A 2,955-nucleotide genomic window follows, 5' to 3' on the forward strand; every position below is an offset into this window, starting at 1 on the left:
CCGTCACCGACGAGCGCGGCCAGCGGGTGACCAAAGAGCTGGGCATCGCCATTCGTAGCGACGATCACGCACTCACGACACTCTACGTGGATCAAGAGACAGGCGAGGCGGCGGAGAAGCTGCTCGGGAGTTTTACGCTCCTTCCTGGCGACACAGGGCAGCGCGTGATCATCAGCAACGCCGAGAGCTACGGCAATGTGAGTGTGGTCGGGGTGCGCGTGAAGGGAGAGGGCCAGGAGTGGGTTGTTAAAGTTGGGGAGCCCGGCGTTCTCGTCGAGGGCGCGTGGAAGCTCAGTGGAGCGAGCGCGGAGGACAATAGTGAGAACAAGGGCGCCTCGCAGATCACCTTCCCGCTGCGTGTCGAAAAGCCCGGCAAGTACGATGTGACTTTTCTGTGGAAGCGTGCTTCCGCCCCGAAAGCTGCGGCAAAGCGCCCCGCGGGCAAGAACCTCGCGCCTGCTAGCCTCTGCCGGGATCTCTGTGTTCAGGTGGTGAGTGCGGATAAAGCCAGCACCATTGCCACGCCCCCCGCGCCGCCGGTGCCGCCCAAAGGTGAGGCACATTTCTTTATTGACCAGAGCGTGGATAACCGACCTCACGCGGATTTGAAATCCTCGTTTGTGTTTGGCCCGAACGATGGGGTTGAAGTGCACAATGAGGGCACGACAAAGCGCGTGGTCGCCGATGCGGTACGCCTTTTTGATGCGGGCAGCGAGGTGCCGGTTTTGCTTCGGGCGGGCAAGGCGAAAAATAAAGAACAGTGGGGCAAGTTCCCCGCCGAGAACTTCAACCCCTACAACACGGTTGGGCCGGATTTACTGCAAGACCTTGCAATAGATGCAGAAAAGAGAAAAAAGCCGCTCTCATTGCTTTTTTCTCCTATGAGCGGTGATGGCTACGATCCAAAGCGTGCCTACCGCCCGGCGATTGTCTATCCGGGCAAGGCCGATAATGAGACACGCGTCCCCGTTGTGGTACATGCCCAGTCCTCGTCGCCTATTGTGCAGGTTGCTGCGCCGCTTATCGCACATCCTGGGGCGTTGCTCACAGTTGACGCCTCGTCGTCTTATAACATCCAGCGCTCGCCCTTGACGTTTCAGTGGACGCAGATTGGCGGGCCAAGAGTGCTGCTCACGGATCCAACCCTGCCCAGGCTGGTGTTTACGGTGAACAAGCTCTCTGCGAAACAAGCTGCGTGGGAAGGACTCTGCCGGGCGCTGCTCGCGCACCCCGACTTTCTCTTTACGCGTCCCCGTTCTCTAACAGCCACTACCGATCCTAAGATTCGTAAGCGCCTGCAGCTCGTGAAACTTGCGCAGGATTTGGTGGGGCGCACGCCTAGCGGTGCTGAGCTGGCACAGTGCGAGGCGGGCCTGGCTTTAGAGAAACTAGTGGATAGCTATCTTGCCTCCAAAGAGTTCACGGACTTCTATTTTCACCGCACGCGCCTCTATATCGAGAGCCACGGTACGCTTGAGCAAGACGAACCCGCGCGGCTCTGGACCTATCTGGCGATGCAGAACCGCCCCTTTAAGGAGCTACTGACTGCGGACTATTCGGTCAATAGTGCGTTTCAGAAGCAGCCGCGTCCGGCGTATTACGGCAAGACGGGGGTACTCACGATGCGTGGGTTTATCCAGGGAAAACCGAGTTTGCCGCACTTCAACTACTCCGCTCAAGTGTGCGAAAAATTCCTCGGCTATGTCTTTGAGGTGCCCGATGAGATTGTTCAGTCGCGCACGGGCATCACGGCATCGGCGACCACCGATCCGAAATCAGTTTGCTACACCTGCCATAAAGTGCTCACGCCGCTTGCGTACCAACGCGCGCACTGGAACGACGAGGGAAACTACCGGGCGCACGATGAGTACGGTCTGCCCATTGACCACTCGGACCGTGATGAAGTGGCTGCCTATCCGTTCAAAGGGGAGGGAATGGAAGCGTTTGCCATGCAGGCCGTGAGCAAGGAGCGCTTTATTCGCACGATCCTCCAGACGCATTTTGTGTGGTACTTTGGCCGCGAGCTGCGCTGCGAGACCGACGAGCGCGGGCTCTACCAGCGGCTCTGGAACTCTGTCGTCAAAAATAACTACACCCTCAAGCCGCTGATCAAAGCGCTGGTCTTAACCCCCGAGTATCTCAATGGCACCGTCACCGCGCCACCCGCTACCAATCCAAAAGCCAAGCGCCTCACGACGCTGGCTGTGTTTCACCAGAAAGTAGGAGTAAAATAGGCTATGCCTTCTGCAACCTATGAGCCAGAGCTAGATACCACTCGTCCCTTCCGCATCCGCTGGACCCGCAACGATTGCGAGCGATTCGAGCGCGATGGCCTACTCACGCCTGGTAAATATGAGCTGATCGAAGGAGATATTCTCAGAAAAATGCCTCAGAAACGTCCTCACCTCTTCGCTACCTCGCTGACTCTCTCCCTGATGAACCGTATTTTCGGTGAAGATTATGTTCAGCTCCCTGGACCCATTGATGTTTCTCCCGAAGACAACCTGACCAGTGAACCTGAGCCAGACGTGACCGTCTTGGCCCGGCCTCTGGCTGAGTTTTCGGCAACGAACCCGCGCCCGGATGATATTCGGCTTCTCGTCGAAATCTCGGATGCGACGCGCTACTTTGACCGTGGTACCAAGGCAAATCTCTACGCGCGGGCAGAAATTGTGGAATACTGGTCACTGGATCTGGTGCAGCGCAAACTTCATGTTCACCGCGAGCCACGCGACGGTAAGTACCAGAGCGTGACGGTTCATGGAGAAAATCAGAGCATTGCGCCCTTGGCAGCACCGGATCAGGCGATTCTGGTAAGTGCGCTCTTGCCACCAAAGTCGGAGTAGGTCATGATAAAGTCAGAATGCTTCCTTCCTGATGATCTTGATGAGCTTCTTGATTTGATTAACAAGGCGACGTACTGGAATCTGTCCGTGGTGAATGATCAGGCGGAGG

2 protein-coding genes are annotated in these 2,955 nt (G+C 57.1%); both read left to right on the plus strand.

Annotation, left to right across the window (positions count from 1 at the left end):
* Nucleotides 1-2,234: hypothetical protein (locus ACH2EH_RS22645; RefSeq protein WP_395145321.1), on the plus strand; the 2,234-nt coding region annotated here is incomplete at its 5' end.
* Between the two features lie 3 nt (nucleotides 2,235-2,237).
* Nucleotides 2,238-2,846 (plus strand): Uma2 family endonuclease, encoded by a 609-nt coding sequence (locus ACH2EH_RS22650; protein ID WP_395145323.1) that lies wholly within the window; start codon nucleotides 2,238-2,240, stop codon nucleotides 2,844-2,846.
* Nucleotides 2,847-2,955: the final 109 nt, after the last annotated feature.

The sequence above is a fragment of the Armatimonas sp. genome (assembly GCF_043760365.1).
In the GTDB taxonomy this organism is placed as follows: domain Bacteria; phylum Armatimonadota; class Armatimonadia; order Armatimonadales; family Armatimonadaceae; genus Armatimonas.